Source organism: Mycolicibacter arupensis, from assembly GCF_002086515.1.
GTDB lineage: Bacteria > Actinomycetota > Actinomycetes > Mycobacteriales > Mycobacteriaceae > Mycobacterium > Mycobacterium arupense.
This window is the reverse complement of the sequence record NZ_MVHH01000028.1, coordinates 30,566-56,287: the sequence shown is the minus strand read 5'-3', so window position 1 is coordinate 56,287 and position 25,722 is coordinate 30,566. Positions and strand designations below refer to the sequence as shown.

Below are 25,722 nucleotides of genomic sequence, written 5' to 3'. Positions count from 1 at the left end.
GCCCCCACCCCACCTCGACCACGGCCAACCCCGCACCAACCACTACCACCACCCCGAAAAACTCTTGAGCGACAAGGACTCCAGCGACGACGATGACGGACACTGAGCGCCCATCGCTGAGCATCAGCGACGGCTACGCCGTCTACCGCGGACCGGTAGGGGGCGGCGGCCCCATTCACCGCCACGGCGCCTTTCAGATCGTGGTCGCTGGGCAAGATGAAGTGGCGATGGTGGACCTTGCCGGAGCCCATCATCAGGCCGCTGCACTGGTCGTGTCGCCGATGGCTCCGCACCGCATCCTGGCCATCCGTGACCTGATCACGTATTTCATCGAGCCGCACTGCCTGTTCGCCGACCAGCTGCGGCAACGCTATGACCCCGGGATCGCCGCCGCCCCGGAGCTGGGCGAGCTGCGTGAACCCGATGTCGAGGCCGCCTGCCGCCGACCCTCGCAGGAACTGGACCCGCGCCTGGTGACGGCCCTAGCCCTGTTGGCCGACGACAGCATCTCGGTGCCGGGCCTGGCCGCTGAAATCGGTCTCTCGCCGCAGCGCCTGCGCGCGCTGTCGCGCCGCGAACTGGGGATGCCGCTCACCCGCTGGCGGGTCTGGTCGCGGCTGCGCCGGGCCGTCGAGGCCCTGCAATCGGGCATGCCGTTGGCGCAGGCCGCGATCGCCGCTGGCTTCGCCGATCAGGCCCATTTCACCCGGCAGATGCGCGAGATGATGGGCCTGACGCCCGCGGTGGTGCGCCAGGCCCTCTCGTGATCACCGCTTGCGGGCGGTATAGATCGAGATCGTCCCGTTGATGGTGGCCACCACCTCGGCTTCGCGGACGTCGGTGAAACCGGCGGCCGAAATCAGCTCCGGGATAACTCCATCGGCGTTGGGCTGGGTGTCGGTCTTGCCGTCGGCGAACTGGACGAACCGAAACGCCAGGCGCATCAGCGGAGTCCGCTGCAACCCGAAATCGGCGATCACCAGCCTCCCGCCCGGCCGCAGCACCGCAAACATCGACGCCAGAATGGCGCGCTTGACGTCCATCGGGCACTGGTGCAGCACCAGGCTGGACATCACGCCGTCCATCGACTCCGCGTCCACCGACTCCACCAGGGCGTCGCCCATTCCCGTCACCCAACGCACCCGGCCGGCTGACTTGGACTCCGCATCCTTGTGCCGCGCCACGGCCAAGATCTCGGGATCGGGATCCAGACCCACGATCGTCGCCTGCGGTTCCACCCGAGCGGCCAGCAGTGCCAATGATCCGGTGCCGCAACCCACATCGAGGATCGTCTCGCCGGGCCGCGGCGCCAGGTGCATGATGGTCAGCCCCCGCCACAGGCGTTCACGGGTGAGGGCCACCACGTAGTCGAAGAACCGGGCCGGCGCCAGGCGGCCCAGGGCGGGGGTGAAGGCTTCGTCGCTCATATCCGGCAGTTTCGCCCGCGCGACAGCGCCCCGTCTTGAACGAACCGCTCGTCGGTGATAGCAGGCGGTAGACTCAGGTGTCCGACTCATCGCCGTACCCACGGTGCAAATCCCCAGGAAGCAGGCATCGGAAGCCCCGTGACGCCCCGCGATACCCCCGCTGCCGGGCCGGCCTCGCAGGTTCGCAGCACCGTCGACATTCCACCCGATCTCGTCATGGGCCTGCTGGGCTCCGCAGATGAGAACCTGCGCGCCATCGAAGACCTGCTTGCCGCCGACCTGCATGTGCGCGGCAACGCTGTCACCATCACCGGGCCACCCGCGGATGTGGCGCTGGCCGAGCGGGTGCTCGCCGAGCTGGTGGCGGTCGCGGCGGCCGGTCAGGCGCTCACACCCGAAACCGTGCGGCACAGCGTCGGCATGCTGGTGGGCACCGGTGCGAGCAGCGCATCACCTGCCGAGGTCCTCACCCTCGACATCCTGTCGCGACGCGGCAAGACCATCCGGCCCAAGACGCTCAACCAGAAGCGTTACGTCGACGCCATCGACGCGCACACCATTGTGTTCGGGATCGGCCCGGCGGGCACCGGTAAGACCTATCTGGCGATGGCCAAGGCGGTCAAGGCACTGCAGACCAAGCAGGTGAGCCGCATCATCTTGACCCGTCCCGCGGTGGAAGCCGGTGAGCGGCTCGGGTTTCTGCCCGGGACGTTGAGCGAGAAGATCGACCCCTACCTGCGCCCGCTGTATGACGCGCTGCACGACATGATGGATCCCGAGCTGATTCCCAAGCTGATGAGCTCCGGGGTGATCGAGGTGGCGCCGCTGGCCTACATGCGCGGGCGGACTCTCAATGACGCATTCATCATTCTCGACGAGGCGCAGAACACCACCGCCGAGCAGATGAAGATGTTTCTGACGCGGCTGGGTTTCGGCGCCAAGATCGTGGTCACCGGCGACATCACCCAGATCGACCTGCCGGGCGGTGCCCGGTCCGGACTGCGGGCCGCGGTGGACATCCTCGATGACATTGATGACATCTACGTCGCCGAGCTCACCAGCGTCGACGTAGTCCGGCACCGGCTGGTATCGGAGATCGTCGACGCTTACTCTCGCCACGAATCCGAGCAGGCCCAGCCCGGGCTGGCCATGAACCGGGCGTCGCGGCGCGCCTCACAAGGTAGGTCACGCCGATGAGCATTGAGGTGTCCAACGAGTCCGGCCTCGACGTCTCCGAAGTCGAGCTGGTCAGCGTCGCCAAGTTCGTGCTGGCCAAGATGGACGTCAATCCCGGTGCCGAGCTGTCGATGGTTCTGCTGGACACCGCCGCAATGGCCGATCTGCACATGCGCTGGATGGACCTGCCCGGCCCCACCGACGTCATGAGCTTTCCGATGGACGAGCTGGAGCCTGGCGGCCGGCCGGACGCCCCCGAACCCGGTCCGTCGATGCTCGGCGATATCGCGTTGTGCCCAGAGTTCGCCGCCGAGCAGGCCGCGGCGGCCGGACATTCGCTGGGCCAGGAGCTGGCACTGCTCACCGTGCACGGCGTGCTGCACCTGCTGGGCTACGACCATGCCGAGCCGGACGAGGAAAAAGAGATGTTCGCCCTGCAGCGCCGTCTGCTCGAGGAGTGGGTGGCCGACCAGGTGGAGACCTACCGGGCGCAGACCCAGAGTGAGAAGGACCGACGGCTGCTGGACAAGTCCCGGTACTTCGACGAATCGTGACCGAAACACCACTGCTACTCGGCGTGATCGCGTTGATCGGTCTGGGTGGCCTGTTCGCAGCTATCGACGCCGCGGTCAACACGGTGTCGCCGGCGCGGGTCGAGGAACTGGTGCGGGCAAAACGGCCCGGCGCCGGTTGGCTGGTCAAGCTGATGGGCGAACGTCCTCGCTACATCAACCTGGTGGTGTTGTTGCGCATCACCTGCGAGGTCACCGCCACCGCGCTGCTGGTGTACCTGCTCAATGCCGTACTCGGCCTGGACTGGGGCCTGTTCGCCGCTGCAGCGATCATGGTGGTGGTCAGCTTCGTGGTGATCGGGGTGGGGCCGCGGACCCTGGGCCGGCAGAACGCCTACTCGATCGCGCTGGCCTCGGCGCTGCCCCTGCATGTGATCTCGGTGTTGCTCGCCCCGATCAGCCGCGTGCTGGTGGTGCTGGGCAACGCGCTGACTCCGGGACGCGGTTTCCGCAACGGCCCGTTCGCCTCCGAGGTCGAACTGCGTGAGATCGTCGACATGGCGCAGCAACGTGGGGTGGTCGCGGCCGACGAGGGCCGGATGATTCAGTCGGTGTTCGAGCTCGCCGACACCCCGGCTCGCGAGGTGATGGTGCCGCGCACCGAGATGGTGTGGATCGAAAGCGACAAGACCGCTGGGCAAGCCACCTCGTTGGCGGTGCGCAGCGGCCACTCCCGCATACCGGTGATCGGTGAGAATGTCGACGACATTCTCGGCGTCGTCTACCTCAAAGACCTGGTTCAACAAACGTATTACTCCACCAACGGGGGACAGGACACCACCGTCGCGCAGGTGATGCGTCCGGCGGTCTTCATGCCCGACTCCAAGGCACTCAATGCGCTGCTGGAAGACATGCAGCGCAGCCGGTATCACATGGCGTTGCTGGTCGACGAGTACGGCGCGATCGCGGGACTGGTGACCATCGAGGACGTGCTGGAGGAGATCGTCGGCGAGATCGCCGACGAGTACGACCAGGGTGAGGTGGCTCCGGTCCAGGAGCTGGGCGACAACAGGTTTCGGGTCTCGGCGAGGCTGCCGATCGAAGACGTCGGTGAACTCTACGGAGTGCAGTTCGACTCTGATCTGGATGTCGACACGGTCGGAGGGCTGCTCGCGCTGGAGCTCGGCCGGGTTCCGCTGCCCGGCGCCGAGGTAGTGTCACACGGTCTGCGCCTGCGGGCAGAGGGCAGCCGTGACGGCCGCGGGCGGGTGCGGGTCAGCACTGTTTTGGTCAGCCCGGCCGAACCCGCCGGCGAGGAGGCCGCAGGTGAACCGTGACGCCGTTGCCGTGAGCGCGCCGAACGTGCACTCAATCCGACAATCCACCCGAAATCTCGTGCTGAAAACACGTTCGGCGAAAGGCGGCTCGTGACTGGATCGGATTCCGGGTTCCACTCCGGATTTGTCTGTTTCGTCGGCCGGCCCAACACGGGCAAGTCGACACTGACCAATGCCCTGGTCGGCGCGAAGGTGGCGATCACCTCCAATCGCCCGCAGACCACCCGGCACACCATCCGCGGCATAGTGCACCGCGACGACTTCCAGATCATCCTCGTCGACACTCCAGGTCTGCACCGGCCCCGAACCCTGCTCGGCAAGCGGCTGAACGAGTTGGTCAAGGACACCTACTCACAGGTCGACGTCATCGGCCTCTGCATTCCCGCCGACGAGCCGATCGGGCCGGGGGACCGCTGGATCATCGAGCAGATCCGCGCCGTGGCACCCAGGACGACCCTGGTCGTCATCGTCACCAAGATCGACAAGACCAGCCGTGACAAGGTGGCCGCCCAGCTGGTGGCGGTGGGTGAGCTGGCGCCGGAAGCCGAGATCGTGCCGGTGTCGGCGATCAGCGGCGAGCAGGTCGACGTGCTGATCAACGTGCTGGCCGCGGCGCTGCCCGTCGGACCCGCCTTCTACCCGGACGGCGAACTCACCGATGAGCCCGAAGAGACCCTGATGGCCGAGTTCATTCGGGAGGCCGCCTTGGAAGGGGTGCGCGATGAGCTGCCCCATTCGCTGGCCGTGGTGATCGAAGAGGTGCGCGAGCGCGAGGATCGCGACGACCTGATCGAGGTGTATGCGCTGCTCTACGTCGAGCGCGACAGCCAGAAGGGGATCGTGATCGGCCGCGGCGGTGCCCGGCTGCGTGAGGTCGGCACGGTGGCACGCACTCAGATCGAGAAGTTGTTGGGCACCAAGGTGTTTCTCGACCTGCGCGTCAAGGTGGCCAAGAACTGGCAACGCGATCCCAAGCAGCTCGGGCGGCTGGGGTTCTAGGTCCGGCCGGGGTGCTCCCGGCCGTGAGCGCCACCGCCCGCAGGCGGTGAAACGGCATTGGTAGATTCCAGGCATGTCCGTACGCAAGTCGTTGGTTGCCTCCTCCGTCGGTCTCATCCTGTGTGCGCAGGCACTGACGGGCTGCGGGGGATCCCAGAAGCCGCTTGACACCACCAAGCTGTTCAACGTCCAGTCGACCTTTGGCTCGGACTACAAGACCCAGACCAAGGGCCCCAACGACATCGACCCGAAGATCCTCGGGGAGCAGAAGATGCCTCCCGGCGTGACATTCGACCCCGCCGACTGTGCTGACTACGCCGCAAACACCGGCCGTCCGCCGAAGGGCGTTCAGGGCAAGATGTCGATGGTGTCGATCGTCGGCGGCGGCAACCAGCTGGTCGTGATCGCCATGCAGACCGACCAGGAGCTGACCTACGACGAGGCCGACGCCGAGAAGTGCAGGCACGTCTCGTTCAGCGCAGGGAAGCTCACCGGCTACCTCGACGAGGTGGACGCTCCGGAGATCGACCACGTCAAGACGGTCGGATCGCACTCCGAGATCGAGCTCGCAGGCAAGGACGGCCAGACGCAATCTCGCGAGTCCTACACCTTCACCGCCTACATGGGCACCGCATTGGTGCAGGTCACCGCGAATCCGCAGGCCGTCAAGGGCCAGGCGCCGGCGATGGTCGACGCGGACCGAGCGCGGCAGCTGCTGGTCGATTCGGTGTCAGCGCTGCGTGACTGACCTGTGCTGAAGAAGCCGTCGCTGGGCGGCGCCCGGGTCCTGATCACCGGCGGCGCCCGCGGCATCGGTGCGGCCACGGCCGCGCTGCTGGCCTCTCATGGTGCGCGGGTCTGGATCGGTGACGTCGACGAAGACGCCTGCCTGCATACCGCAGCTCAGCTGGGCGTCACGGGTGGCCGGCTGGACGTGACCAGCGCGGCGTCCTGGCGGGACATGCTCGAGCACATCGAATCGGACGCCGGTGGCCCCTTGGACGTCCTGGTCAACAATGCCGGGGTGATGCCCCTGGGGGCCTTCGAGGCCGAGACGGAACCGGTCCGCGACCTGATCCTGGACGTCAACGTCCGTGGCGTGCTCAACGGCATGCAGGCGGTGCTGCCCGGTATGGCCCAACGTGGCCGCGGTCATGTCGTCAACGTCGCCTCGATGGCCGGCATGATCCCGGTGCCGGGCATGGTCACCTATAACGCGAGCAAGTTCGCGGCGCTGGGCGCATCGCTGTCCGCGCGGCGCGAGTACGCCGGAACCGGGGTAGCGGTGTCCGCGGTGCTGCCGTCGGCGGTGCGCACTGAGCTGACCGCCGGCGCGCCGCTGGGCGGTGGTATGCCCACCGTCGATCCCGAGGACGTGGCTGCGGCCATCCTGGCGGTGCTGCGGACCCGCGCCGCTCGTAGGTCCGTGCCCCGCTGGGTGGCACCGGCGTGGTCCACCACCGCCTTCGTGCCCGAGCGGCTGCAAAGCCTGGCCCGTCGGCTGCTGGACGACCGGCGAGCACTGACATCGATCGACACCGCGGCGCGCAAGACCTACCTTGATCGGGTGGATCGGCAGGCGCGCGCTCATCGGGGCGAGGCGCCCTCGTGACCGGTCGTGAGCCTCGGGTCATCATCATCGGCGCGGGCGTCGCGGGGATTACCACCGCGCACGTCCTGCGTGAACGCGGCTTCACCGATATCACCGTGCTGGAGAAGGGCTCCGACGTCGGCGGGGTCTGGTACTGGAATCACTATCCCGGCCTGCGCTGCGACGTGCCCTCCCAGATCTACCAGTTCGGCTTCGCGCCCAAGGCGGACTGGCGGCACGCCTGGGCCTCCGGCCCGGCAATCCAGCGGTATCACCGAGAGGTCGTCGATCGGCTCGGACTCGCTGAGCTGATCCGGCTGGACACCGAGGTGGTCGAGGCCCGCTGGGACGAGCGCAGCCGCTGGACCGTCACCACCGCCGCCGGTGAGGTGCTGGACGCCGACTTCGTGATCTGTGCGACCGGGGTGCTACATCATCCGTTCGTCCCCGAGATCCCCGGACTGGCGGATTTCGCCGGGCCGGTGGTGCACACCGCGCGATGGGAGGACGGCCTCGACACAGCGGGCCGGCGCATCGCGGTGATCGGCACCGGATCGACCGGGGTCCAGGTGGTGTCGGCGCTGCAGCCCCGTGCGGCATCGCTGGACCACTACGTGCGTTCGGCGCAGTGGATCCTGTGGGCGCCCATGTCGCTGCGCCAGCTGCCCGGGATCGCCGCGGTGCTGGCGCGGTTCCCGAATCTGCATCGCCGGCTCTACCGGATGATGGCTTTCGGTGGCTCCGCGGTGCTGACCGACGTCACCACCCGACCCTCGTGGCGGCGCCGGGCCGTGCAGGCCTATGCCCGGGCATGCCTGCGCATCCAGGTGCGCGACAAAGATCTGCGGGCCAAACTCCAGCCCGATTACCAGCCGTTGTGCAAGCGCCAGGTGGTCTCGGGAAGCTACTACCGGGCCATCAGCGCCGCCAATGCCGAGCTGATCACCGACGGAATCGCCCAGGTGACCGCGGACGGCATCCGGACCGCGGATGGCGTTCACCGGGAGGCCGACGTGATCGTGCTGGCCACCGGCTTTCATGCGCACAACTACATGCGCCCGTTGCGGTTGCACGGCCGAGATGGAGTCAGCATCGACGACGCCTGGGCCAAGGGGCCACGTGCTTACCGGATGACCGCGATTCCTGGATTCCCGAATCTGTTCACGGTGTTGGGGCCCAATTCGCCCACTGGTTCGATCTCACTGCAGTACACCGCGGAGTTGACCGCCACCTACATCGCACAGTGGCTGGCGAGATTCCGGGCCGGTGAGCTGAGCAGCGTTGAGGTCACCGATCAGGCCACCACACGATTCAATGACGACGTCGCCACCGCCATGGGGCCGACGGTATGGAATACCGGGTGCAATTCGTGGTACCTCACCGAAAGTGGCGCCGTCGACCTGTGGCCTTTCGATCGCGCGACGATGAAGGCGATGCTGAGCAGCCCCGACCCGGCCGACTTCCACCTCGGCTGAGCGGGGTCTCAGCCCGCGCCGCGGGCGACCGGGCGTGAGGAGTCCGAACTCCACTGCGACCACGACCCGGGAAACATAGCCGCCGAGCGGCCGAGTACGGCGAGCGCCGCGACGATCACCGTCGCGCTGATCCCCGAACCGCAGTAGGCCCCCACCGGGGCGTCGGCACTGATACCGCGATCGGCCAGCAGTGCGGCGATCTCGTCGTCGGGCAGGAAGGTGCCGTCCTCGGCAAGCAGGGTGGTGAACTGCAGGTTCTGTGCGCCCGGGATGTGACCGGCCACCGCGTCGAGCGGCTCTGTCTCGCCGCGGAACCGGTCGGGGCCGCGTGCGTCGAGCAGTGCCAGCTCACCGATGCGGGCGCCGTCGCCGGCCTCGTCGGCGGTCAGGGTGGGCCGTAGACCGTCGTAGAGGTCCTCGGGCAGCAGTGTGACATTGCCGGGCTCCGGCCAGACATCGCCGGTGTCCAACTCGCCGCCGGCGCGGATCCAGGCCGGCAGGCCGCCGTCGAGAATGCGGACGTCTCGCACTCCCGAGGTCGTCAGCAACCACCACAGCCGACCGGAAGCGGCCCGTTGCCAGTCGTCGTAGACCACCACCGGCGCGTTACGCCGGACGCCCCAACGGCGGGCGGCTGCCTCCAGATTTCGTCCGGTGGGCAGTGGGTGGCGGCCCCGGTCGGCCACGGTGTGGTCGGACAGCTCGTCTTCGAGCGAGACGTACACCGCGCCCGGAAGGTGACCCCGAAGATATGCCGGATGCCCGTCCGGTTCGTCCAGGCTCCAGCGGACGTCGAGAACGGTGACCTGATCACCGGACCGCAGCAGCTCAGCGAGTTCCGCGGCGGTGATCAGCACCGTGCCGCGCGGCCCCACGGCGGGGGCCCGCTCAGTAGTTGTTGCAGGAGTTGGCGACCGAGGTGATGGTGCCGACATACTGCTGGGCCTCAGGCATGGCCTGGACCATGCCGGCCAGCTGCTGGCGCTTGGCGGGCGGTGCGTTGAGGAACATCTGCAACATGCCGGGCCCGTTCGGGCTGGCGTCGAACTCCGCGGCTGCGGCGGGGTTCTCGGCGACCAACGCCTGGTGCACCTGCGAGTAGGTGCAGGTGGTGTTGATGATCGGACCCAGGTCGGGGCTTGCGGCTGCGAGCCCGGCTCCGGCAGTGAGCGACAAAGCCAGACTGCCAGCTGCGACAGCGAGCCTGGTCAAGGACAGAGAGGCCATTTTGCGGACGCCTTTCATCGGTGCACGTTTGCGAGGTGTGAAGACCTGAAGTCGAGACTGGCCAAGCTTAGCCGACCTCCGCTGAAGCCGCTGAAGTCGCAGCTAGCGACGCTGTGGAGCAGTCACGAGCCGGCTCCGGGCTCGGTGCGCCACCACGGTGTGGGTTGCCGGGCAGCCCACCCGCTGATGCCCTCCAGCTCAGCGGCCAGCGACACCAGCCGCCCGTCGCTGTTGGCCGGCCCCATCAGCTGAACGCCGATCGGCAACCCGTCAGAGGTGAAGCCGGCGGGCACATTGATCGACGGCCACCCCAGCAGGTTCCACGGCCAGGTCACCGGACACGCGGCGATGATCGCGCGGTCGGTGTCGAACGCGTTCAGGTCGTCGAATGTGTGCACCAGCGGCGGCGGTTGCGCAGTGGTCGGTGCCAGCACCACGTCGACGATGCGGAAGATCGAACCCACCCGCTGTTGATCCCTGGTCTCATGGGCGCGGGCTTTGCGCAGCACGGCCTGTGACAACAGTCGACCGGTACGCATGTTGGCCAGGGTCCGCGGGTCGAAGTCGACGTGGTCGAATCCCTGCCCGGCGGCCAGCACACCCGAGGTGGAGCGCGACAGAAAATTCCAGGACAGCCGCAACCCGTAGTCCGGATTGCCCGGCACCACGATGTGCCCGAGCAGCCGCAGCTGTTCGGCGGTGCGTTCCAGCGCGGCCCTGATCTCCGGATGCAGGCGGGCAGGAAAACCGGTGAAGGGGAAATGCGTGGACAGGGCGATGCGCAGTTGGCCCGGCGCGGTCCGCACCGAGTCGGAAACCGTCAGTGGTGCGGGCTTGTGCAGGTCGCCCTCGACATTGCCGGACACCGCGTCGAGCACCAGGGCCGCGTCTTCGACGGTGCGGGCCAGCACGCCGTTGACGGTGAGCCCGTTGAATGCCTCGGGCAGCGGCCACGTGGAGATGCGGCCGCGCTGGGGCTTGATGCCGACCAGATGTGTCCATGCGGCGGGGATGCGCACGCTGCCTGCGCCGTCGGATCCGATGGCCGCCGCGACCAGGCCGGCAGCCACCGCGGCGGCGCTGCCTCCGGACGACCCGCCGGGGGTGTGCCGACGGGACCAGGGATTGCGGGTGTGGCCGAATCCCGGGCCACTGGTGAAGGGCCACTGGCCCAGTTCGCAGCTGTTGGTCTTGCCGACGATCACCGCGCCGGCGGCCTTGAGCCTGCGCACGACCTCGGCGTCACTGCCGGCGGGTTCGACGTACCCGGAGGTGCCGAACGAGGTGGGCACGCCGGCGATATCGGTGTCATCTTTGACGGCGATCGGGACGCCCAGCAGGGGAGCGCGGTGGCCGGCGGCCCGGCGCCGGTCGGCCTGGGCCGCCTCGATCAGGGCCGACTCGGTGAACACCACCCGGAAGGCGTTCAGGGTGGACTGGCTGGCGTCAATGGCGTGCAGCGCCCGACGCACCAGCTCGACGGAGGTCGCCTCGCCGCTGGCCAGCTGGTAGAGCTGCTCGGTGAGGGTGGGGAAGCGGGTGCCGGACGCCGCAGGTGGGGGGGTCATCGGTGAAGAGCGTATCGGCGTGCCACGCGGTCCGCGTCCGTGAAACACCCCTAGACGATGCGAGACTGTTCCGATGCGGCTGTACCGGGACCGGGCGGTGGTGCTGCGCCAGCACAAGCTCGGCGAGGCCGACCGGATCGTCACCTTGCTCACCCGCGACCACGGGCTGGTTCGCGCGGTGGCCAAGGGGGTGCGCCGTACCCGCAGCAAGTTCGGGGCCCGGCTGGAGCCGTTCGCTCACATCGACGTGCAGCTGCATCCCGGCCGCAACCTCGACATCGTCACTCAGGTGGTGTCAGTGGACGCGTTCGCCACGGACATCGTCAGCGACTACGGCCGATACACCTGCGCCTGCGTGATCTTGGAGACCGCGGAACGCCTGGCCGGCGCCGAACGGGCGCCGGCGACGGCGTTGCATCGGCTCACCGTTGGCGCGCTGCGTGCCGTGGCCGACGGCCAGCGTCCCCGCGAGCTGGTACTGGATGCCTATCTGTTGCGTGCCATGTCGGTGGCCGGGTGGGCGCCGGCGTTGACCGAATGTGCCCGTTGCGCCACTCCGGGCCCGCATCGGGCATTTCACGTCGCTGCCGGCGGCAGCGTCTGCAGCCACTGCCGCCCGGCTGGGTCGACTACCCCGCCGATGGGTGTGCTGGATCTGATGTCGGCGTTGCACGACGGCGACTGGGAGGCCGCCGCGCTGTCTACCCCCGCGCATCGCAGCCACGCCAGTGGGTTGGTGGCCGCCCACCTGCAGTGGCACCTGGAGCGACGGCTGCGGACATTGCCCTTGGTGGAGCGGGTCCAGCACGGGGTGGCCGCGCCCGGGGCCACTGGCAGCGACGGCTGATCTGAGGGTAGTGAGCTGGCGATTGTGTCCGTTTCGGTGGACTAACCGGGTGTCGGCGGTAGGCTGATGCGACTTCACGATCCCTAGGTTTAATCAGGAAGGCAGGTCGAATGTTTCACGACACCGGGTGGGGGCGCTGGGCGCAGAGGACGACACCGGCTTACGGAGCCGGTATCGGTATGGCGGCCGGAGCGCTACTCGTCGTGGGAATGATCCCGGCCATGACTTCCTGCGCGCGGGCCGCCGAGCCCGGCCCGGCCGCCGGAATCACGTCGCCGCTGCCGTCGAACGGCCCCGGTGCAAACGGCGCTGATGGCGCGGACGGGGCCGATGGCGCTCCGGGTGCCGACGGCGCCCCGGGAGCCGGCGGCTTGGGTGGCCAGGGCGGCAAGGGTGGCCAGGGCGGTAAAGGCGGCAAGGGCGGCGCGGGCGGTAAAGGCGGCGCCGGCGGTCAGGGTGGCCGCGGCGGCGACGGCGGGCACGGTGGTGCCGGTGGTGCCGGTGGGCCCGGCGGCCAGCCCGGCGAGGGCGGTGCCGGCGGCCTGGGCGGTGCACCCGGACCGGGTGGGACACCGGGTCAGCCCGGCCAGCCCGGTCAGCCCGGGAGTGCCGGCTGACCTAAGCCGTACATGATCAACCCGGTGCGTCGGGGGCTCCAGTCGGAGTCGCCCGGCGCATCGGTACAAACAGGCCCCGCTAAAGTCTGAACCGACCCGGCGGGGGGTTAATTCGACAAGGAGCCACACAGAAGTGACCGAGAACCCACGTGCAGACGTCGTCTCCCGGCAATACGAGCGGTGGACCTACCCGCCGCCCATCAATGACCTGCAGGCATGGACGACCACAAACTGGGAGTGGTTCGACCCGAGCCACGCGCACCGGGTGCTGTGGCCGGACCGGGACTACCGCCCCGACCTCGACATCCTGATCGCGGGCTGCGGCACCAACCAGGCGGCCGTCTTCGCCTACAACAACCCCCAGGCCAAGGTGGTGGCCGTCGACATCAGTGCGTCGTCGTTGGGGCACCAGCAGTACCTCAAGGACAAGCACGGACTGTGGAACCTTGAGCTGCACCAGCTGCCCATCGAGGAGCTGTCCACCCTCGGCCGGGACTTCGACCTGGCGATCTCCACGGGCGTGCTGCACCACATGGCCGACCCCGAGGTCGGCATGAAGGCGATCGCTGACCAGCTGCGTCCCGACGGTGTCGCCGGCATCATGCTCTACGCGCGCTACGGCCGCATCGGTATCGAGATCATGGAGACGGTCTTCCAGGACCTCGGGTTGGAGCAGAACGACGAGTCGATCCAGACCGTCCGTCAGGCCCTCCGCCTGCTGTCGCCGGACCACCCGGTCCAGCCGTACATCAAGATTGCCGGCGACCTGTTCGCCGATTCGGGCCTGGTCGACACGTTCCTGCACGGTCGGGCGAAGAGCTACGACGTCGACGGCTGCATCGAGCTGGCCAACTCGGCCGGCCTGGACTTCCAGGGCTGGCTGCTCAAGGCGCCGTACTACGCCCACGACGTGGCGGTGCCGCACGCAGGCTTCTACGACAAGGTGAACGCCTTGCCGGAGGAGAAGATCTGGTCGGTGATGGAGCGCATCCACACCCTCAACGCGCGGCACTTCTTCATCGCCACTCGACCCGAGCGGCCCAAGAGCAGCTACGTGATCGACTTCTCCACTCCGGAGAGCCTCGACTACGTGCCGCTCTTCCGCTGGAAGTGTGGCCTGAACAACGACGAGATCTTCCGTTCGGGCTGGCGCATGCCGCTGAACCCGGCGCAGTTGCCGTTCGTTCAGAGCATCGACGGCCGTCGTAGCATCCGCCAGATCGCCGCGGACCTGGCGCAGGCCGCCGGCCCGGCACGTGGCAGTGCCGCGGACCTGGAGAAGTTCGGTCGCAAGCTGTTCCAGTCGTTGTACCGCCTGGACTTCGTTTCGATCGATCTGAGTGCCCGTTCCTGATCGACGGCCGCAACAGTCGAATCCGATAAGCCGCCCGCGGCGACCCCACGGTCGCCGCGGGCGGTTTCGGACCGGTCGGGCAGGATAGAACCCATGGTGTTGAATCGTGCCGCGCGGAAGGTCGCCTTCCCCCAACTGCCCGCGGCACCTGACGACTATCCGGTGTTCCCGGACAAATCCACCTGGCCGGTGGTTTTCCCGCAGCTGCCGTCGCCTCCCGGTGGCGGACCGTGCCGCCCCCCACAGCACACCTCCAAGGCCGTCGCGCCGCAGATTCCCGCCGAGGCATTGCCCAATCACGTTGCCGTGGTGATGGACGGCAACGGTCGCTGGGCCACCCAACGAGGCTTGGGCCGCACCGAGGGGCACAAGATGGGCGAAGCGGTGCTGATCGACATCACCTGCGGGGCCATCGAACTCGGCATCAAGTGGCTGACCGTGTATGCATTTTCCACCGAGAACTGGAAGCGTTCCGCCGAAGAGGTCCGTTTCCTGATGGGCTTCAACCGCGAGGTGGTGCGCCGGCGCCGCGAGAACCTCAATGCCATGGGTGTGCGGATGCGCTGGGTGGGTTCGCGGCCGAAGATGTGGCGCAGTGTGATCAAGGAATTCGAGATCGCCGAGAACATGACTGTCGGCAACGACGTCATCACCATCAACTACTGCGTCAACTACGGCGGGCGCACCGAGATCGCCGAAGCCGCGCAGGCCATTGCCCGGGAGGCGGTGGCGGGCAAGCTGAATCCGAACCGGATCACCGAAGCCACCATCGCGCGGCACCTGCACCGGCCCGACATGCCCGACGTCGACCTGCTGATCCGCACCTCCGGTGAACAGCGTTCGTCCAACTTCATGCTGTGGCAGGCGGCGTACGCCGAGTACATCTTCCAGGAGAAGCTGTGGCCGGACTACGACCGCCGCGACCTGTGGGAGGCGTGCGAACAGTACGCCTCACGGCAGCGTCGGTTCGGAACGGCGTGATGGCGACGCTGGCCGATCGTCTTGCCGCGGTGCTTGCCGAGGTGCTGGCCGTCGACTCCGAACCCGACGGTGCGCTGACCGTCCGGCACGACGGGACGCTGGCGTCGTTGCGGGTGGTGCCGATCGCCGACGACCTCGAGCTGGTGTCGCTCACCCAGATCCTGGGGTGGGATCTGCCACTGACCATGACGTTGCGCCAGCGTGCCGCTGAGCAGGCGGACCTCAGTCAACTCGGCACCGTGACCTTGGTCGAGAAGGATGCCGAGTCCGCAGATGCGATGCTGCGCTATAACTTTCCCGGCACCGGCCTGACCGACGACGCGCTGCGGACACTGGTCTTGTTGGTGCTGGCCAAAGGCGTCGACATCCGTGGGGTCCTCACCGGCTGAGGGCGGCCGGGTCTACGTCCGGCAGTTGGCGCAGGTGCCGAAGATCTCGATGGTGTGGCTGACGTCGGAGTAGTCGTACTCCGTGGCGATGCGTGCCGCCCACTCCTCGACTTCGCGGTCGCCCACTTCCACGGTGGCTCCGCAGCCCCGACACACCAGGTGATGGTGGTGGTGATCCGAACAGCGCCGGTAGACGGCTTCGCCGGTGTCGGCGCGCAACGTGTCGACCTGTCCGGCCGTGGCCATCGCCTGCAGCGTGCGGTAGACGGTGGTCAGGCCGATGTTCTCGCCGCGTTCACGCAGTACGTCATGCAGTTCCTGCGCCGACCGGAAATCGTCGACGGTGTCCAGCAGGGCCGCGATCGCGGCCCGTTGCCGGGTGGACCGCACACCGGGGGCGCTCAACGGTCTTCACCGGCGTGGGCCACTGCGTCGATGGCGATGTGCGCCAGGTGATGGTCGGCCAACCGGTAGAGCACTTCCCGGCCGGAACGTTCGCCGGCAACCACCCCGGCCGCTTTGAGGATCTTCAGGTGCTGACTGACCAGCGGTTGGGGCACGCCCAGCGCATCGACGAGTTCATGGACGCAGCGTTGCGACTCCTGCAGCTGCAGCACGATCGCGATGCGCACCGGGGCGGCGAGGGCACGCAGCAATTCCCCGGCGGCGTCGAGGATCTCCCTCGGCGGAGTCGCGGGAAACGCGGGGCCACTGTGTTGATGACCATCCACCAGACCCGAGGCTGAGGGGGGCATACCACCACCTCCGCACACGTTGGAAAACGATCTTGAGCCGACGTCCACTGTTCCATGCGTGATGATGCATGTCAAAGAACGCTGGCGGTGTCGATACGATGACTGATGTTTTGCGTGCCGGCATTGCCGGCACGGTCCCGTCCAGACAGGAGAACACCCCCTCGTGGCGTCCATCATCGACACCGTTGCCAATCTGGCCAAGCGACGTGGCCTGGTCTTCCAGTCGGGCGAAATCTACGGCGGCACAAAGTCGGCGTGGGATTACGGACCACTCGGGGTGGAGCTCAAGGAGAACATCAAGCGGCAGTGGTGGCGTTCGGTCGTGACCTCCCGAGACGACGTCGTTGGTCTCGACAGCGCGATCATTCTGCCCCGTCAGGTGTGGGTGGCCTCCGGTCACGTCGCGGTGTTCAACGACCCGCTGGTGGAATGCCTCAACTGTCACAAGCGACACCGGCAGGACCACATGCAGGAAGCGGTGGCGCTGAAGAAGGGTGGAAACCCCGATGACGTGCCCATGAGCGAAATCTCGTGTCCGGACTGCGGTACCAAGGGCGAGTGGACCGAGCCCCGTGACTTCAACATGATGCTCAAGACCTACCTCGGGCCGATCGAGTCCGAAGAGGGCCTGCACTACCTGCGCCCCGAGACCGCGCAGGGCATCTTCGTCAACTTCGCCAACGTGGTGACCACGGCCCGGCGCAAGCCGCCGTTCGGAATCGGGCAGATCGGCAAGAGCTTCCGCAACGAGATCACCCCCGGAAACTTCATCTTCCGGACCCGTGAGTTCGAGCAGATGGAGATGGAATTCTTCGTCGAGCCGTCCACGGCCAAGGAGTGGCACCAGTACTGGATCGACGCGCGCCTGCAGTGGTACATCGATCTGGGCATCAAGCCCGAGAACCTGCGCCTCTACGAACACCCGCTGGAGAAGCTGTCGCACTACTCCGCCGGCACCACCGACATCGAGTACAAATTCGGCTTCACCGGCAACCCGTGGGGTGAGCTGGAGGGCATCGCCAACCGCACCAACTTCGACCTGACCACACACTCGGAGCACTCCGGTGTGGACCTGTCGTTCTACGACCAGGCCGCCGACACCCGCTACGTGCCCTACGTGATCGAGCCGGCGGCCGGTCTGACCCGCTCGCTGATGGCCTTCCTGGTCGACTCGTACCACGAGGACGAGGCCCCCAATGCCAAGGGCGGGGTGGACAAGCGCACCGTGCTGCGGCTGGACCCGCGGTTGGCGCCGGTCAAGGCTGCGGTGCTGCCGCTGAGCCGCAACGCCGACCTGTCGCCGAAGGCCCGGGACTTGGCCGCGGAGCTGCGCAAATCCTGGAACGTGGAGTTCGACGACGCCGGAGCGGTCGGGCGACGGTATCGGCGCCAGGACGAGATCGGCACACCGTTCTGCATCACGGTGGACTTCGACTCGCTCGAAGACCACGCCGTCACCGTGCGCGAGCGCGACTCGATGTCTCAGGAGCGGGTCGCCATCGACGCGGTCTCGGATTACCTGGCGGTGCGTCTCAAGGGTTGCTGATCGCCCTCAGTCGCCGGCGACTTCCTCGTCGGCGACTTCGGCGATGTTCGGTCTGACCGGTGTGAACCAGTCTGCCCGGGCTCGCCATGACTGTGCGGCGGCGTAGGCGAAAGCCAGGCTCGCCGCCCCCGCACCGATCCAGGTGGGCAGTGTGAAGGTACTTCCGGCGAGCACGCTGATCAGCTGGTAGGACATGGCCGCGGTCTTCAGGGCGATCCAGACCAGATACCGGTTGGCCGACGCCGTGGAGCGCGGATCGTTGCGCAGCGCCAGTAACAACCGGCCGGTGAACCAGAACAGGTAAAGCGCAGAGCCGCAGATCAGCGCCCAGTAGACCGTGAACCACGGGCCGCGGGTCGCGAAGACATCCTGATACTGCGCCTGCCCACGATCGGCGATGAAGTACACGACGATCGTCAGCGGCACCACGAATCTCAGTGGTGTGGTGATGTAGCGGCGTTCCAGTCGCCTGGCTCCGTCCTGATCGCTCAGACGCGTCACCACATGCCCGGACATGCTCACCACCGCGCCGAACATGCAGAGCGCAGCAACCAGGCCGGAAACGTTCCACACCCCGAGCACGCTGTGCAGGATCGGATCCAGAAACCCCCATCCCACCGGCGACATGAGGACACCCGCGCCAACGATGAAGACCAGGATTCGCGAGGGACTGCTGTCCCAGCGGGAGGACCACGTGTCGCGGCGGACCCACAGCGCGTAGCAGCACGCCGCCAGCGCCGCGAACACGGCGATGTTGATGAGTTTGAGCATGGGTTGTCGCCAGCCTAGAACCGGCCGCCACCGCCGAAGAAGCCGCCGCCAGAGGAGGAGCCGCCGAATGAGGTCGGACTCCAACCGCCGCCTCCGCCGCCTCCGCCGCCGAAACCACCGCCGCCCCCACTAAGGATGTTGCCGATGATGATGCCGCCCAACATGGCGCCGGTGTCGTTGCCGCCGCCGGGGCCGCCCCCGTAGCGCCCGTAATACTCCCGCTGTGCATCCTGTACGTCCGCTTTGGCCAGCGACTGCGCCGCGGTCGCCAAGGTGGCCGCGGAGTTGGCCTGGGTGAGTGCGGCGGCGATATCGGTGGTGCGTTTCTCGTTGGCGGCGTCGAGCCGGCGCCGCGCTTCGGCCAGCCGGGTACGCGCCTCCGGGCCGACACTGCCGCGACGGGTGTCGATGTAGTCCGACACGGCACGAATCCGCGATGACGCGGTGAACAATGCCTGTTCGAGGGTGCGGGCCAGACGTTCGGCGGCGGCGCGTTCCTCGGCCACCGTGTCCAGCAGTTGATCCAGGTCTGCATCGGCCTTGATCAGGGCAGTGAACGCCCCCAGCGGGTCGCCGGAGGCGCGGGCCGTGGCGCGGGCCGTGGCGAGGGCCTTGGCCACGGCGTCGCGGGCCGCGGTCAGTTCGGATGTGTGGCTGCCCACCCCTCGCTGCAGCTGTGCCGAGGCCGCCGTGATGCCGGCTTCGGCGTCGGCAATGGTCGCGGGCAGGGCGGCCACCGCGTGCCGGATGTCGCTGGCGGCGTTGTCGACCGCGTCAAGCAGGGCTCGGCCCTGACCCAGTGCCGACTCGGCTGCCCGCACCGCGTCCACCAGCTCGCTCTGGCCGCCGGTGACCGGGCGGTCGGCCAGGCTACGGGCCCGGGTGATGTTCCGTTCGGCGAAGGACGCCCTGTCCTGTGCGGTTTTGACGTTGCCGGTCACCGAGCTGAGCGCGGTGACGTCGAACTCGTTGTGCAGTTCGACCAGATGCTTCTCGGAGGCCGGGATGCGTCCCGTCAGCTCGACGAGTTGCTGGGTCAGCGTGTCGAGACGGGCGCCGGCATTGAGTACCAGGTCGCGCAGTTGCTCGAAAGAGGCCCGCTGGGTCTCCAACTCGCGGTCGGCCTTGGAGGCCGTCACGATCACCCCGGTCAGTAGATCGCGCTGCTGGGCCGGGGTCTCGGGAATGTCGTCGTCGAGCTGCTGGCGAACCGTGAAGGCATGCTCCATGGCTGCCTTGGCGGAGGCAACGGCCTGCGCGAAGGAGCGGGTGCGCTCGTCGCCGAACTCCTCGACCGCCAGCTCCAACTCGTTGGCGCTGGTGCGCACCGCGTTGTCGACGTCGACGACCTTCTCTCGCGACAGGGCGTCCAGGGCGAACACCGGGATGTCCGACAGTGCGTTGGGATCGGTGGGGTCGACCCGCCGGGCCGCCGTGAGGGCGGCCGCATGGCGCCTGCGCCGCAGTTGACGGACCGCCAGCGCCAACACCAGACCGGCGGCCGCGAGGGCGCCCAGCGCGATCAGGATCGGCGTCCAGCTCACCTCGGCGGGCGCGGCCGCGGCGTTGAGCCCGCCGGCGGCCGCCGTGGCCGCCCCGGCCCAGTCGCCGCGGTGCAGAGCCGGCTCGATCTGGTTGCGGCGCAGCGCGTCGACCTTGCTGGCGCTGATCTCAGAGATGCTGCTGGACACCAGGAAGGAGTAGCTGCGATCAGCGGTGGCCACGGCCAGCACGGCGTCGTTGCTGCCGAGGTCGCTCAGGCGCGCGGTGCTGCGGCCCCAGTCTTCGGCGGTCTGCCCGGAGAACACGTCGACGTAGACCACCCACAGGCGGATGTGCCGATCGGCGTAGAGCGTGTCGATTGCGTCCTGCACCCCGGCCCGCTCAGATTGCGAGAGTGCTCCGGCGCTGTCGGTGATTGAGGTGGGCAGATGCATCGGAGGTTGCGCCGCGGCGAGCGGCGCCACCAGGAGCACAGCGATGAGAAACGCGAGGGCGGCGCCGGCCAGCCGGGTGATGCGCATGCCGGTAAATCTATATGCGATCGGGTGCCGATCGAACCCAATTCCGCGGCCGGTCGACCCGTATTCGCCTGAGCCGCACTTCGAACTTCGGCCCGCCGTGTCGTCGGGAGGCGTGAGCTCAAAATAGACTCGCGGCGGTGGCCACAAACTCCCGCGACAGCTACACCGCGCACGACTGCGAGCGCCTCGTGGCGGAATCGCCCAAAACCGCCGGCCTCCCTGGAACCGGCGGCCAGTACCGCACCGATTTTGCCCGTGATCGGGCCCGGGTTCTGCACAGTGCCGCGCTGCGCCGGCTGGCCGACAAGACACAAGTCGTCGGCCCCCGCGACGGTGACACCCCGCGCACCCGGCTGACCCACTCGCTGGAGGTGGCGCAGATCGGGCGGGGGATGGCGATGGGATTGGGTTGTGACCCTGACCTGGTGGATTTGGCGGGACTGGCCCACGACATCGGACATCCGCCCTATGGCCACAACGGCGAGCAAGCCCTCAACGAAATCGCTTCGAGTTGTGGAGGATTCGAGGGAAACGCGCAGAACTTTCGGATCCTGACCAGTTTGGAGCCGAAGGTTCTGGGGCCTGACGGCGCCAGCGCGGGGTTGAACCTGAGCCGGGCGGCGTTGGACGCCGTCACGAAGTACCCGTGGCGCCGCAACGCGGCAGACGGATCGATCCGGACCAAATTCGGTTTCTACGACGACGACCTGGCGGCCGCCGAGTGGATGCGCCTAGGAGCGCCGGTAGGACGGGTCTGCCTGGAGTCGCAGATCATGGATTGGGCCGATGACGTCGCCTACTCCGTGCACGACGTCGAAGACGGGGTCATCTCTGGGCGGATCGACCTGCGAGTGCTTGCCGACGCCTCGACCGTGGCCGAGCTGTCACGGTTGGGCGATCCCGACGGGGTTCATGATCTGGCTGAGGCGGCGCGTCGCCTGACCGAATTGCCGGTGGTGGCCGCGGTGGGAGCCCATGGCGCCTTTCCGGGGACCGTGTCGGCGTTGGTTGCCCTCAAACGCCTGACCAGCGAACTCGTCGGACGCTTTGCCTCAGCGGCGATCACCGCGACCCATGCCTCGGCGGGGCCGGGACCGTTGACGCGCTACCAGGCGGATCTGGTCGTGCCGGAACTGGTTAGGGCCGAAGTGGCAGTGCTGAAAACCCTTGCGGTGCAGTTCATCATCTCGTCTGAGCAGCACCGCAGGATTCAGGCGGCGCAGCGCGAGCAGGTGCACGAGGTCGCGCACCGGTTGCTTGCAACGGCGCCGGAGAGTCTGGACCCGATCTTCGTCCCGGCGTTCACCGCGGCCACCGACGACGGTGCGCGGCTGCGGGTGATCATCGACCAGATCGCGTCGTGCACCGAAGGTCGGCTGGAACGCCTCATCGCGGGCTGATCACACCGCGGGTCGAGCACACTCAGCGCTGCGCGGCGACCTTGTCCATCATCGCGCGCACCACATCGGTGCTGCTGGTCTGGGGATCGCCGGAGCCGCTGGCGTTCTCGGCTCCGGTGAACGCGATCAGGACTCCGACGATGCAGTTGTCCTGTAGCCCGATGGCCCGGGTGTCGGGCGCTTTGGGGCTTTTGTCCAGCACGATCGATGCCGCCAGGACGTCGTCGCTGATCCGTACGTCGGTGATGTGCATTTCGGTGCCGGGAAGGTGCGGCGCACCGTCGGTATCGGGGTTCGTTGCGTTGACCGGATGGCCGTCGCAGCGCTTCCACTGCTCGGCGAACTTCGCAAAGAGCTGCTGTGCGTCCTTGGGGCTGGGCAGTGCGACAACCGCCTCCTTGACGAACATCACCCGGGTGTCCAGTGGGGTGAAGCGGTCTCGGTCGGGCTGGGAGTCGATCCACGTCTCCCGCGCATAGCTCTGGACGGGCGCCGACGAGTAGACGCTGCGCTGTGCCACGTCCAATACCCCGACACAGTCGCCGGGAGTCGCCGAGTCGTCCATCGCCTCCATGCCGCCGTAGGCGGGCGGCCCGGTGACGGTGGTGAAGGGTTGACCGAGCATGGCCGTCAGCTCGGTGCCGTTGAGCAGCACCTCCTTGACGGCAGAGCCGGTGACACCGGCCGAGCCGCGGGATCGGTCGGGCAGCGCCACCCAGGCGGCCACCGCACCCGCGGTGAGCACGGCGATGGCGGCAAGCGCCACCGACCAGACCCGCTTCGAGTTCATTCACGCCCCTGACACCGCAGTTGACCCGTCATTAAAGCATGGGGTGCAACCCGCTTCGGGGCCCTCGGAGACGGGCGCACTCTAGACTGACCCGGTGCCAGGCCGTATCTCCGACCGCGACATCGCCGCCATCCGCGAGCGTGTCCGGATCGAGGACGTTGTAGGCGACTACGTGCAGCTCAGACGTGCCGGGGCGGACTCATTGAAGGGCCTGTGTCCGTTTCACAACGAGAAATCGCCGTCATTTCATGTCCGGCCCAATCACGGCCTGTTCCACTGTTTCGGTTGTGGCGAGGGCGGCGACGTCTACGCATTCGTGCAGAAGATCGAGCACGCCAGCTTCGTCGAGGCCGTGGAGATGCTGGCCGACCGGGTCGGGCACACCATCACCTACACCGGCGCATCGGCCACCAACATTCAGCGTGAGCGTGGCGGCCGCAGCAGGTTGATCGCCGCCAATGCGGCCGCCGCCGAGTTCTATGCCGCGGCCCTGAGTACCCCCGAGGCGGCGCCGGCGCGAAAGTACTTGACCGAACGCAACTTCGATGCCGCGGCTGCCGAGCGGTTCGGCTGCGGCTTCGCCCCGTCGGGGTGGGACGGCCTGACCAAGCATCTGTTGCGCAAGGGCTTCGAGTTCAAAGAGTTGGAGGCTGCGGGCCTGTCCCGGGAGGGTCGCCGCGGCCCGATGGACCGGTTCCATCGCCGGCTGCTGTGGCCCATCCGATCGTCGGCGGGGGAGGTGATCGGCTTCGGCGCCCGTCGACTCTTCGACGACGACCCGATGGAAGCCAAGTACGTCAACACCCCCGAGACCACGCTGTACAAGAAGTCCAACGTCTTGTTCGGACTTGACCTGGCCAAACGTGACATCGCCCGGGGACATCAGGCGATCGTCGTCGAGGGCTACACCGATGTCATGGCGATGCACCTGGCCGGCGTGACGACGGCGGTCGCGTCGTGCGGGACCGCGTTCGGCGATGAGCACTTGGGCATGCTGCGCCGGTTGATGATGGACGACAAGTTCTTTCGGGGCGAACTGATCTACGTCTTCGACGGCGATGCGGCGGGCCGTGCTGCCGCGGTGAAGGCGCTTGAGGGTGAGCAGCAGCTGGCCGGGCAGTCTTTTGTGGCTGTTGCCGCAGACGGCATGGATCCCTGCGACCTTCGCCTGGCTCACGGCGACGAGGCGCTGCGCGATCTGGTCGCCCGCCGCACCCCGCTGTTCGAGTTCGCGGTACGCACCGCTCTGACCGAGATGGACCTCGACACGGCCGAGGGTCGGGTCGCCGCGCTACGCCGCTGCGTTCCGATGGTCGCTGCGATCAAGGATCCGACGCTGCGCGACGAGTATGCCCGGCAACTGGCCGGTTGGGTGGGCTGGGATGACGTCGCGCAGGTCATCGGCCGGGTACGCGCCCAGGCCAAGAACGAGGCCAAGGGGCCAGGTCAGACCAGGGATCGTCTGGTGTCGCGGCCCGCGCCTGCGCCCGCCGAAGCGCCGACGGTTGCCCGCCCCAATCCGGCTGATCCCACGTTGTGGCCGCAGCGCGAGGCGCTCAAGGCTGCGCTGCAGTTCCCGGCGTTGGCCGGGCCGGTGTTCGACACGCTCACGGTGGAGAGTTTCACTCACCCCGGTTATGCCGCCCTGCGTGCCGCTATCGACGCTGCCGGGGGAACTGCCGGGGTAGCCGGAGCCGGGGGAGCGCAGTGGGTCGAGATGGTGCGCGAGCAGACGTCCTCGGCGCTGACGATCGCGTTGATCCACGAACTGAGCGTGGAGGCCATCCGCGTCGACGATGACAAACTGCCGCGCTATATCGGCGGTGTGCTGGCCCGGCTGCAGGAGGTGTGGGTGGGCCGGCAGATCGCCGAGGTCAAGTCCAAGCTGCAGCGCATGTCGCCGGTAGAGCACAGCGAGGAGTACCACGCGCTCTTCGGTGACCTGGTGGCGATGGAGGCTTACCGGCGCAGCCTGCTTGAGCAGGCCAGCGGCGATGATCTGACCGCCTGACCGCCTGACCGCCTGACCGCCTGACCGCGAGCGCGGCCTCACTTCTGCTGTTTGTCGTCCGGATCCTCCGGGCGCACCACCGTGATGCCCTCTTCGAGCTCGGTCAGCGTCACCATGGTCGGATCCGGATGGATCCGGTTGGCGATACTGCGCCGGCCCTTGTCGATCAGCGCTTGGGCGACCGGGCTGCTCGTCATCGCGTGGTAGGTGCCCACGATCTGTTCGTAGCGACGGCGGCCGGCCTTGGTGCCCATCACGTAGCCGACCCCCATCACCACGACGTACCCGATCAAAGCGGCCCCTTAGAACAGTCGATGCAGTGCTTCCATCCTGCCTCACCCGGCGACGGCGCACCCGAGTGCGACCCCCGTTGCGCGACGCTGGTTTCGGTATGCGCTAGAGTCTTGCAAGTCCGCGAGGACAGCAATCCCCTGTAGCTCAATTGGCAGAGCATTCGGCTGTTAACCGGAGGGTTGGTGGTTCGAGTCCACCCGGGGGAGCCACGTTTGACACCGGCGCTAGTCAAGCCGGGGAATCACCGACGGCCCCGTCTGCGAAGGCGGCTGCTGCGGTGCGAACATCGGCGGAGCCTGCTGTCCCTGCTGCTTGGCGGCGCGGGCCTGGGCCAGCGCGTTGACCAGCGGGTTGTTGGCCATCATCTCGCGGCGCTCTTCTTCGCTGAGCTCGTAGACCGCCCACGCGCCCCAGGCCGCCGGCCGCACATACACGTTGACCTGCTGGCGCCCGCTGTTGAAGACGGCGGGCACGGCCACGGCCCGGTCGGTGGCCGCGAAGGTGGCCATCTCCTCGATGATCCGCTCGATGTCCGCGGTTTCGTGCAGCTCATAGGTCGGCGCTTGCACACCTTTTGCGGGTGTGGCGTTGAGGGCGAGGAACCACGGCATGTTCAGGTACTCCTTTGTTG

Annotated in this window: 27 protein-coding genes and 1 tRNA gene; 17 read left to right on the top strand and 11 right to left on the bottom strand. The window is 67.7% G+C overall.

From position 1 onward, the window contains the following. The first annotated feature begins 92 nt into the window (after positions 1–92). Positions 93–767 (top strand): helix-turn-helix domain-containing protein, encoded by a 675-nt coding sequence (locus BST15_RS13755; protein ID WP_046188772.1) that lies wholly within the window; start codon positions 93–95, stop codon positions 765–767. Here the strand turns inward: BST15_RS13755 and BST15_RS13750 are convergent, their stop codons facing one another. Continuing rightward, positions 768–1,427, bottom strand: coding sequence for a class I SAM-dependent methyltransferase (locus BST15_RS13750; protein WP_046188771.1), 660 nt, complete (start codon positions 1,425–1,427; stop codon positions 768–770). A 138-nt stretch (positions 1,428–1,565) separates the two neighbouring features. Between BST15_RS13750 and BST15_RS13745 the strand changes: the two genes are divergently transcribed. The 7 genes from BST15_RS13745 to BST15_RS13715 all read left to right on the top strand — a co-directional run bounded on the left by BST15_RS13745 (position 1,566) and on the right by BST15_RS13715 (position 8,517). Continuing rightward, positions 1,566–2,624: a PhoH family protein gene (locus tag BST15_RS13745; RefSeq protein ID WP_046188770.1), complete on the top strand. Its 1,059-nt coding sequence runs from the start codon at positions 1,566–1,568 to the stop codon at positions 2,622–2,624. Further along, on the top strand, positions 2,621–3,157 hold the full coding sequence (gene ybeY / locus BST15_RS13740; protein WP_046188769.1) for an rRNA maturation RNase YbeY: 537 nt from the start codon (positions 2,621–2,623) through the stop codon (positions 3,155–3,157). The genes BST15_RS13745 and ybeY overlap by 4 nt, the downstream gene beginning before the upstream one ends. Next, the gene (locus BST15_RS13735; protein WP_046188768.1) at positions 3,154–4,452 is read left to right on the top strand and encodes a hemolysin family protein; all 1,299 of its coding nucleotides are present in this window, start codon (positions 3,154–3,156) and stop codon (positions 4,450–4,452) included. The genes ybeY and BST15_RS13735 overlap by 4 nt, the downstream gene beginning before the upstream one ends. Positions 4,453–4,542: 90 nt before the next feature. Then, positions 4,543–5,451 carry a GTPase Era gene (gene era / locus BST15_RS13730; RefSeq protein WP_046188767.1) on the top strand — a complete coding sequence of 303 codons (909 nt, stop codon included), beginning with the start codon at positions 4,543–4,545 and terminating at the stop codon, positions 5,449–5,451. A 73-nt stretch (positions 5,452–5,524) separates the two neighbouring features. Next, entirely contained in the window at positions 5,525–6,199 is a 675-nt protein-coding gene (locus tag BST15_RS13725) for a DUF5642 family protein (protein WP_046188766.1), read from the top strand. Positions 6,200–6,202: 3 nt separating this feature from the next. Continuing rightward, complete coding sequence (locus tag BST15_RS13720; RefSeq protein WP_046188765.1) at positions 6,203–7,063, top strand: SDR family oxidoreductase; 861 nt, start codon at positions 6,203–6,205, stop codon at positions 7,061–7,063. Next, positions 7,060–8,517 carry a flavin-containing monooxygenase gene (locus BST15_RS13715; RefSeq protein ID WP_046188764.1) on the top strand — a complete coding sequence of 486 codons (1,458 nt, stop codon included), beginning with the start codon at positions 7,060–7,062 and terminating at the stop codon, positions 8,515–8,517. Before BST15_RS13720 ends, BST15_RS13715 begins: the two co-directional genes overlap by 4 nt. 8 nt (positions 8,518–8,525) lie before the next feature. On the opposite strand, the gene BST15_RS13710 is transcribed toward BST15_RS13715, so the two are convergent. From BST15_RS13710 to BST15_RS13700, 3 genes are all read right to left on the bottom strand, one after another. Next, complete coding sequence (locus BST15_RS13710) at positions 8,526–9,392, bottom strand: sulfurtransferase (RefSeq protein WP_046188763.1); 867 nt, start codon at positions 9,390–9,392, stop codon at positions 8,526–8,528. A gap of 13 nt (positions 9,393–9,405) precedes the next feature. Continuing rightward, on the bottom strand, positions 9,406–9,744 hold the full coding sequence (locus tag BST15_RS13705; RefSeq protein WP_046188762.1) for a hemophore-related protein: 339 nt from the start codon (positions 9,742–9,744) through the stop codon (positions 9,406–9,408). A gap of 122 nt (positions 9,745–9,866) precedes the next feature. Continuing rightward, positions 9,867–11,312, bottom strand: coding sequence for an amidase (locus BST15_RS13700; protein WP_046188761.1), 1,446 nt, complete (start codon positions 11,310–11,312; stop codon positions 9,867–9,869). A gap of 73 nt (positions 11,313–11,385) precedes the next feature. Here BST15_RS13700 and recO point away from each other — a divergent pair, with 73 nt between their 5' ends. The 5 genes from recO to BST15_RS13675 all read left to right on the top strand — a co-directional run bounded on the left by recO (position 11,386) and on the right by BST15_RS13675 (position 15,500). After that, positions 11,386–12,159 (top strand): DNA repair protein RecO, encoded by a 774-nt coding sequence (recO, locus tag BST15_RS13695; RefSeq protein WP_046188760.1) that lies wholly within the window; start codon positions 11,386–11,388, stop codon positions 12,157–12,159. Positions 12,160–12,269: 110 nt separating this feature from the next. Next, positions 12,270–12,776 carry a hypothetical protein gene (locus BST15_RS22400; protein WP_207572052.1) on the top strand — a complete coding sequence of 169 codons (507 nt, stop codon included), beginning with the start codon at positions 12,270–12,272 and terminating at the stop codon, positions 12,774–12,776. Positions 12,777–12,909: 133 nt separating this feature from the next. Further along, entirely contained in the window at positions 12,910–14,130 is a 1,221-nt protein-coding gene (locus BST15_RS13685) for a class I SAM-dependent methyltransferase (protein WP_046191536.1), read from the top strand. A 93-nt stretch (positions 14,131–14,223) separates the two neighbouring features. Then, complete coding sequence (locus BST15_RS13680) at positions 14,224–15,111, top strand: decaprenyl diphosphate synthase (RefSeq protein WP_046191339.1); 888 nt, start codon at positions 14,224–14,226, stop codon at positions 15,109–15,111. After that, complete coding sequence (locus tag BST15_RS13675) at positions 15,111–15,500, top strand: hypothetical protein (protein WP_046191340.1); 390 nt, start codon at positions 15,111–15,113, stop codon at positions 15,498–15,500. The genes BST15_RS13680 and BST15_RS13675 overlap by 1 nt, the downstream gene beginning before the upstream one ends. A gap of 12 nt (positions 15,501–15,512) precedes the next feature. Here the strand turns inward: BST15_RS13675 and BST15_RS13670 are convergent, their stop codons facing one another. Together BST15_RS13670 and BST15_RS13665 are read right to left on the bottom strand one after the other, a co-directional pair. Beyond that, complete coding sequence (locus BST15_RS13670; RefSeq protein WP_046191341.1) at positions 15,513–15,905, bottom strand: Fur family transcriptional regulator; 393 nt, start codon at positions 15,903–15,905, stop codon at positions 15,513–15,515. Continuing rightward, positions 15,902–16,255 (bottom strand): ArsR/SmtB family transcription factor, encoded by a 354-nt coding sequence (locus tag BST15_RS13665; protein ID WP_046191342.1) that lies wholly within the window; start codon positions 16,253–16,255, stop codon positions 15,902–15,904. Before BST15_RS13665 ends, BST15_RS13670 begins: the two co-directional genes overlap by 4 nt. 163 nt (positions 16,256–16,418) lie before the next feature. Between BST15_RS13665 and BST15_RS13660 the strand changes: the two genes are divergently transcribed. Continuing rightward, positions 16,419–17,801: a glycine--tRNA ligase gene (locus BST15_RS13660; RefSeq protein ID WP_046191343.1), complete on the top strand. Its 1,383-nt coding sequence runs from the start codon at positions 16,419–16,421 to the stop codon at positions 17,799–17,801. A gap of 6 nt (positions 17,802–17,807) precedes the next feature. Here BST15_RS13660 and BST15_RS13655 read toward each other — a convergent pair whose 3' ends face one another. Both BST15_RS13655 and BST15_RS13650 read right to left on the bottom strand, forming a co-directional pair. Beyond that, positions 17,808–18,572, bottom strand: a complete 765-nt coding sequence (locus BST15_RS13655; RefSeq protein ID WP_046191344.1) for a hypothetical protein — start codon at positions 18,570–18,572, stop codon at positions 17,808–17,810. Between the two features lie 14 nt (positions 18,573–18,586). Then, the gene (locus BST15_RS13650; RefSeq protein WP_083070999.1) at positions 18,587–20,596 is read right to left on the bottom strand and encodes a TPM domain-containing protein; all 2,010 of its coding nucleotides are present in this window, start codon (positions 20,594–20,596) and stop codon (positions 18,587–18,589) included. A gap of 137 nt (positions 20,597–20,733) precedes the next feature. On the opposite strand from BST15_RS13650, the gene BST15_RS13645 reads away from it, so the two are divergent. Continuing rightward, positions 20,734–21,996, top strand: coding sequence for a deoxyguanosinetriphosphate triphosphohydrolase (locus BST15_RS13645; RefSeq protein WP_046189569.1), 1,263 nt, complete (start codon positions 20,734–20,736; stop codon positions 21,994–21,996). 22 nt (positions 21,997–22,018) lie between these two features. Here the strand turns inward: BST15_RS13645 and BST15_RS13640 are convergent, their stop codons facing one another. After that, positions 22,019–22,786, bottom strand: a complete 768-nt coding sequence (locus BST15_RS13640; RefSeq protein ID WP_046189570.1) for a sensor domain-containing protein — start codon at positions 22,784–22,786, stop codon at positions 22,019–22,021. Between the two features lie 94 nt (positions 22,787–22,880). Here BST15_RS13640 and dnaG point away from each other — a divergent pair, with 94 nt between their 5' ends. Then, a complete protein-coding gene (gene dnaG, locus BST15_RS13635) occupies positions 22,881–24,797 on the top strand; it encodes a DNA primase (RefSeq protein ID WP_046189571.1) in 1,917 nt (638 codons plus the stop codon). A gap of 38 nt (positions 24,798–24,835) precedes the next feature. Here dnaG and BST15_RS13630 read toward each other — a convergent pair whose 3' ends face one another. After that, positions 24,836–25,090 carry a hypothetical protein gene (locus BST15_RS13630; protein WP_046189572.1) on the bottom strand — a complete coding sequence of 85 codons (255 nt, stop codon included), beginning with the start codon at positions 25,088–25,090 and terminating at the stop codon, positions 24,836–24,838. Between the two features lie 134 nt (positions 25,091–25,224). Between BST15_RS13630 and BST15_RS13625 the strand changes: the two genes are divergently transcribed. Continuing rightward, a tRNA-Asn gene (locus BST15_RS13625) sits at positions 25,225–25,300 on the top strand. A 15-nt stretch (positions 25,301–25,315) separates the two neighbouring features. Here the strand turns inward: BST15_RS13625 and BST15_RS13620 are convergent. Beyond that, complete coding sequence (locus tag BST15_RS13620) at positions 25,316–25,702, bottom strand: hypothetical protein (RefSeq protein ID WP_046189573.1); 387 nt, start codon at positions 25,700–25,702, stop codon at positions 25,316–25,318. Positions 25,703–25,722 lie beyond the last annotated feature (20 nt).